Here is a 5,188-nt window from a genome sequence, read left to right as displayed (position 1 = left end):
CGGTCGGGCCGGGCGAACTGGCCGGCTGAGGCAGCCCCCCCGCGCCGCGCCGCCGTCCCGCCAGGGCGGCCTGGACCGGCCGCGATGGCGGTGGCATTGCCCCGCCACCAGGGGCCGGAGCGGTGGATGGCGGCGTGCTGAGCGGCGGGTTGGATCGAGGGCGGAAGCCGCCGGGGCCACGCCGGCGCTGCTGGCCGTGGTGCCGCCTCCCGGCATGGGCCCTCCTGCCGCTGCTGACCCTGCCGGCCCTGCTGGCGCCGGCGGGCGGCCGGGCGGAGCCGGTGGAGCCTCCGGCATCGACCGCCGAGCAACTGGCCCGCTGCGGCCCGACCGTCACCCCGCCCCCCGGCGCGGCGCGGGATCTGCGCCTGTCCTTCACCGACCTGGTGCCCTTCGCGAGCGAGATCCTGGCGCGGCACGACATCCGCGCCAGGATCGACCGCGCCGACCGGCAATTGCGGCTGGAGCTGCATCTGGGGCAGGTGCGGGACCTGCAGGCGCCGGAGGGAAATCCCGCCACCCTCTACCTGCCCGGCCAGACCGCCGAACGCGCCCTGCGAGATCCGCGCTCGCGCCTCAGCCCGCTGTCACAGGTGGATGAGGCCACGGTGAAGGCCGCCGACCTCGCCTACGATATCCGCCAGCCGGAGGCCTCCGGCGCGGGCGGCCTCTCGCTCGACACCACGCCCCTGCTGCGCGACCTGCCGGACTACCGCCTCGCCGCCCTCCATACCGATGCCTATACGGGATTCGCGGCCGCCGTCCTGGAGGCCAGGCCGGAGTCGGGCCTGGCACCGCACCGGATCTACGCCGTCGCCGGCACGCATGTCTTCGAGCATCGCGACTTCCGCGGCTGGGCCTCGGGTCTGACCTTCGGCCGGGCGCAGTTCTCGTCGAACGCGGCGCTGCGGCTGGTGCGCGACGCGGCGGACTATGCGCGCGGCGGTGGCGAGGTGGTGCTGACGGGGCAGAGCCAGGGCGGGCTGACGGCCCAGGGGCTCGGCTTCCTGCTGCAGGCCTATCTCGATGCCGGAGGCGGGCCGCACCATCTCGTGCATGTCGTCTCCTGGGGCGGGGTGGGGGCGCAGGAGACGCTGGAGCGTGTGGTGCGGGACGCGAAGGCGGGCGAGGCGCGCGGCTTCAGCGCCGCGCTGGAGCGCCACTGGGCCGCGACGGAGGATGACTACGCGACGGTCTCCGAGGTCTGGAGCACCCTGGGCCGGGCCTGGGCCGGCCTGTCGCCGGACGCCGTCCCCGGCCATGTCGCCGCGACCATGCGGCGGATGCGCGTGGTCGGCTACTTCTTCGAGATCGACCTCTTCGCCCGCGCCGGCACCTTTCCCGGCACGCTGCTGGCCTTTCCCACGGCGCTGATCCTGCCCGATGCCTGCGACCTGACCGTGGCGGAGGCGCTGATCGGCTATGGCGGGGGGCGATTCGGCGTGCGGCTGGAATCGCATTTCCTGAAAGGCTACAGGCGCGCGGTCGGGCGCGGCGCGATCGCCGTGGCGCGGCCGGCGCTGCCCGCCAAATGGGCCTGGGTCACGGACACGCTGCCGCTCTTCGAGCGGCTGGGCTATCTCTGGCTGGAGACGCTGTCCTTCAACGCCGCCTCGGTCAGCCCGGACTGGTGGCGGCAATGTCAGGCCGCCCCGCGGTGGATGACGCCGGCCAACCTCTCCTGCCGGCAGAGCTGGTGGCCGGGCTGCGGCCCGGCGCCGGACGAGCTCCGCTGGTGCCTGGTGCGCGAGGCACCGCAGGGCCGGCCGCCACCCCTGCTGCCATGAGCCGGGCGGCGCGGGCTGCAACCGCAGGCTGCGCCCTTGGCGGCCCCACGTTCAGGGCTTCGTCGTCCGGCCCCACCCCGGCTCCGGGGATGGATTGAGCAGCGACCGGATCAGCTGCGCCTCCTGCTCCAATTGCCAGATCTTGCGATGCGCGGCCATGAGGTCGGGTTTGTTGCGCCTCTGGTCGGACGGCAAGACATTCTGGCTGGCGATGACTTCAAGGGAATAGAGGAGGACTTTGGCGACCTCGATCTCACCTTGATCGCAGGCCTGATGGAAGGCCTGGAAGATCTTGTCCGAGACCCGACGGCTCTGGCGAGGTCTTGCGCGGCCCGGAAAGTTCTGGGGGAAATTCTGTGACATGCTGGTCTCGCGGCGTGAGGATCTGCGATGGGTAAGGCAACCATACATCCATTTTACGAGATGAATAATATTTTTTGGTATGAGGGTGCTGCCTTTCTCCCTGCCGGGTTGCCGCACGCCGGGGGATACCCGGCCGACTTTCCGGCCCCGCCCGGGTAAGTCTGGAATCTTTCCCGGCAGTACCCGAAGCCGACCGGGGGCTTTGGCGGGGGCACTGTATTTTAATTGAGACGAACTGACAATATGTGACAAAGCTGGCGGGGTTGTGGGTGGAGGCGGTGCAAGAATTCGTCGTTACTTCACTTATCGAACAATTAAGAGCGCTTCCCCATGTTCACGCCCCCCACCACCCGCGCTGCCGCCCGCATCCGTATCCAGGTTGCCCAGGAGCTGCTCATGGACGCCCTGAACGAGCCCGCGGCCGAATGCCGCCGGACCGTCATGGAAGCCCTGATGGAGGTCGATGCCGCCGAGCGGCTGCTGAGCTTCGGCGAGGCCGGGACGGACGAGGAAGCCGCCGACGAGGAGGATGAGGGGGAGGCGGGCGAAACGGCGCCGCTGCTGCGTATCGTCGGCCGCCCCGACTGATCCGTGCCGGGCCGAGCTGGGCTGGGCCGTGCTGGGCTGGGCCGGGCGGAGCGCTACTCCTCCCGGCTGCTGCGCTCCTCCAGGGGTGCCTCCTGCCGGGACAGGATGCCGGACAGCGGGTCCTCTCCGTGCAGCCCGCGCAGCGTTGCGCCCGACATGTAGGCGGCGCGGCCCAGCAGCTGCGCCGCCACCGGCAGGGTCAGCAGCAGCAGCAGGATCGTGCCCGCCCCCGTCACGATGCCGTCCCGGCTGCCATCGATCAGCATGCTGCCCAGCAGCACCAGGCTGGCGCCGAGCGTGCCGGCCTTGGTCGCCGCGTGCATCCTCTGGAACGGGTCGGCCAGCCGCACCACGCCCAGCGCGGCGATGCAGAGGAACAGCACGCCCAGCCCCTGGGCGAGCCATGCGAGGCCCTGCGTCAGGCTCATCTCCCGCCTCCCTTGCGCTCCAGGAAGGCGGCGAAGGCGCAGGTGGCGATGAAGTTGATCAGCGACAGGCCCAGCGCCACGTCGAGATAGGCCGAGTGCCCGGTCAGCGTCGCCGTCAGCGCCGCGAAGCCGATCGCCACGGCCGTGAGCATGTCGAGCGCCACGAAGCGGTCGGCATAGCCCGGCCCGTGCAGCATGCGGTAGGCGGCCAGCGCCAGCGGCGCCAGTAGCACCAGGATCAGCAGCGTGGTCATGGTTCCAGCCTCCGGATCCAGCGTTCATAGAGCCGCTTGAAGCGCGCCACCGCCCGCGCCGGATCCTCGGCATCGAGCAGATGGACATAGAGCCGGCGGCGATCCTCGCTGACATGCAGGCAGGTCGAGCCCGGTGTCAGCGAGAGGAAGCAGGCGAAGATCACCGTCGCCCAGGCGTGGCGCAGTTCCACCGGCACGATGACGATGGCCGGATGGGTGCGTGGCTGCCTCGCCAGGACGATCCGCGCCACGGCGATCGAGGAGACGACCAGGTCGATCAGGAAGATGCCCAGCAGGACCAGCGCCGCCAGCACCTGCCGGGGCAGGGCGAGGATCCTCATGGCGCGCCTCCCGCCGCCGGCAACAGGGGCGCCGCCGCCAGCGCGGAGAAGCGGGAGACCGGGTCCACCAGCAGCCCCATGGCCAGCGTCAGGGCGGCCAGCAGGCCGATCGACCAGAGCATCGGCGCCGGCACGGCGCGCGGCCGCGCCGGCGGGCCCTCGGGCCGCCGCGGGGGCGCGTCCTTCCAGAAGGCCTCGATCCAGACCGTCGCCATGCAGTAGAGCGTCAGCAGCCCGACCAGCAGCGCCGTGCCCGCCAGCCAGAGGTGCCCGGCGCGCAGGCTGGCATCGATCACCAGCAGCTTGGCCCAGAAGCCGGAGAAGGGCGGCATGCCGGCGAGCGACAGGGCGGCGATGGCGAACAGTGCCGCCAGCGCCGGCCGCCGCCGCATCAGCCCGCCGCACCGCCGCAGGTCGTAGCTGCCGCAGGCGCGGCGGATCGCGCCGGCCAGCAGGAACAGCGCGGCCATGACGACGATGTGGTGCAGCATGTAGAACACCGCGCCGGTCAGGCCGCCGGGCGTGGCCAGCGCCAGCCCCATCAGCATCTGCCCGACGCCGCTGACGATGCTGAAGCCCAGCATGCGGCGGATGTCCCATTGCGCGAAGGCGCAGAGCACGCCGGCCAGCATGGTCGCCGCCGCCATGCCCAGCATCACCTCGCGCAGTCCCGGCACCGCCGGCAGCACCATCGGCAGGATCCGCAGGCAGGCATAGACGCCGACCTTGGTCAGCAGCCCGGCGAAGGCCGCGGCCACGACGATCGGGGCGGTGTGGTAGGAGGCGGGCAGCCAGAAGAACAACGGGAAGAAGCCCGCCTTGATGCCGAAGCCGGCGAGCAGGAGGAAGGCCGTCACGGTCAGCCCGGCCGAGGGCGCCATCTGTGGCACCCGCACCGCCAGCTCCGCCAGGTTCAGCGTACCGGTCAGGCCGTAGAGCAGCGCCACGGCGGTCAGGAACAGGATGGTGCCGAGGATGTTCATCGCCGCGTAGCGCAGCGTGCCGTCGAGTTGCGCGCGGCTGCGGTCGAGCAGCAGCAGCCCCATCGCCGTCACCAGCATCACCTCGAACCAGACATAGAGGTTGAAGATGTCGCCGGTGAGGAAGGCGCCGTTCACCCCCGCCATCATGCCGAGGAAGAGGGGATGGAAGCCGGCCCTCTCCTGGCTGCGGCGCAGCGCGGCGCGGCCGAAGAGGAGGGCGGCGCAGGCGACGAAGGCGCTGACCAGCACCAGCGCGGCGCCCAGCGGATCGGCGCTGAACACCACGCCGAAGGGCGCGGGCCAGCCGCCGAAGGCAGTGACGACGGGGCCCGCCGACAGCACGCGGGCGAGCAGGGCGGCGGCGCCGAGCAGCAGTGCGAGCAGCGTCACCGCCGTCACGCCGCGCTGCGCCGCCGGGCGCGCCCCGAGCAGGGCGGCCAGCGC

7 protein-coding genes are annotated in these 5,188 nt (G+C 71.7%); 2 read left to right on the top strand and 5 right to left on the bottom strand.

Annotated features, from left to right (window positions below; all coding sequences use genetic code 11):
* The first annotated feature begins 149 nt into the window (after positions 1-149).
* Positions 150-1,787, top strand: coding sequence for a hypothetical protein (locus ACVMLK_RS19755; RefSeq protein WP_457487387.1), 1,638 nt, complete (start codon positions 150-152; stop codon positions 1,785-1,787).
* 51 nt (positions 1,788-1,838) lie between these two features.
* Here the strand turns inward: ACVMLK_RS19755 and ACVMLK_RS19750 are convergent, their stop codons facing one another.
* Positions 1,839-2,150 (bottom strand): hypothetical protein, encoded by a 312-nt coding sequence (locus tag ACVMLK_RS19750; protein ID WP_198367574.1) that lies wholly within the window; start codon positions 2,148-2,150, stop codon positions 1,839-1,841.
* A gap of 330 nt (positions 2,151-2,480) precedes the next feature.
* Between ACVMLK_RS19750 and ACVMLK_RS19745 the strand changes: the two genes are divergently transcribed.
* The gene (locus tag ACVMLK_RS19745) at positions 2,481-2,738 is read left to right on the top strand and encodes a hypothetical protein (protein ID WP_457487386.1); all 258 of its coding nucleotides are present in this window, start codon (positions 2,481-2,483) and stop codon (positions 2,736-2,738) included.
* Between the two features lie 53 nt (positions 2,739-2,791).
* Here ACVMLK_RS19745 and mnhG read toward each other — a convergent pair whose 3' ends face one another.
* The 4 genes from mnhG to ACVMLK_RS19725 all read right to left on the bottom strand — a co-directional run.
* Positions 2,792-3,166, bottom strand: coding sequence for a monovalent cation/H(+) antiporter subunit G (gene mnhG / locus ACVMLK_RS19740; protein WP_198367572.1), 375 nt, complete (start codon positions 3,164-3,166; stop codon positions 2,792-2,794).
* The gene (locus ACVMLK_RS19735) at positions 3,163-3,420 is read right to left on the bottom strand and encodes a monovalent cation/H+ antiporter complex subunit F (protein WP_198367571.1); all 258 of its coding nucleotides are present in this window, start codon (positions 3,418-3,420) and stop codon (positions 3,163-3,165) included. The genes mnhG and ACVMLK_RS19735 overlap by 4 nt, the downstream gene beginning before the upstream one ends.
* Positions 3,417-3,761, bottom strand: coding sequence for a Na+/H+ antiporter subunit E (locus ACVMLK_RS19730; protein WP_198367570.1), 345 nt, complete (start codon positions 3,759-3,761; stop codon positions 3,417-3,419). The genes ACVMLK_RS19735 and ACVMLK_RS19730 overlap by 4 nt, the downstream gene beginning before the upstream one ends.
* The coding region (locus ACVMLK_RS19725; protein WP_457487385.1) for a proton-conducting transporter transmembrane domain-containing protein at positions 3,758-5,188 on the bottom strand (1,431 nt) is incomplete at its 5' end. The genes ACVMLK_RS19730 and ACVMLK_RS19725, both read right to left, overlap by 4 nt.

This window comes from Teichococcus aerofrigidensis, assembly GCF_054073225.1.
This window is presented reverse-complemented; position numbering and strand designations above follow the sequence as displayed.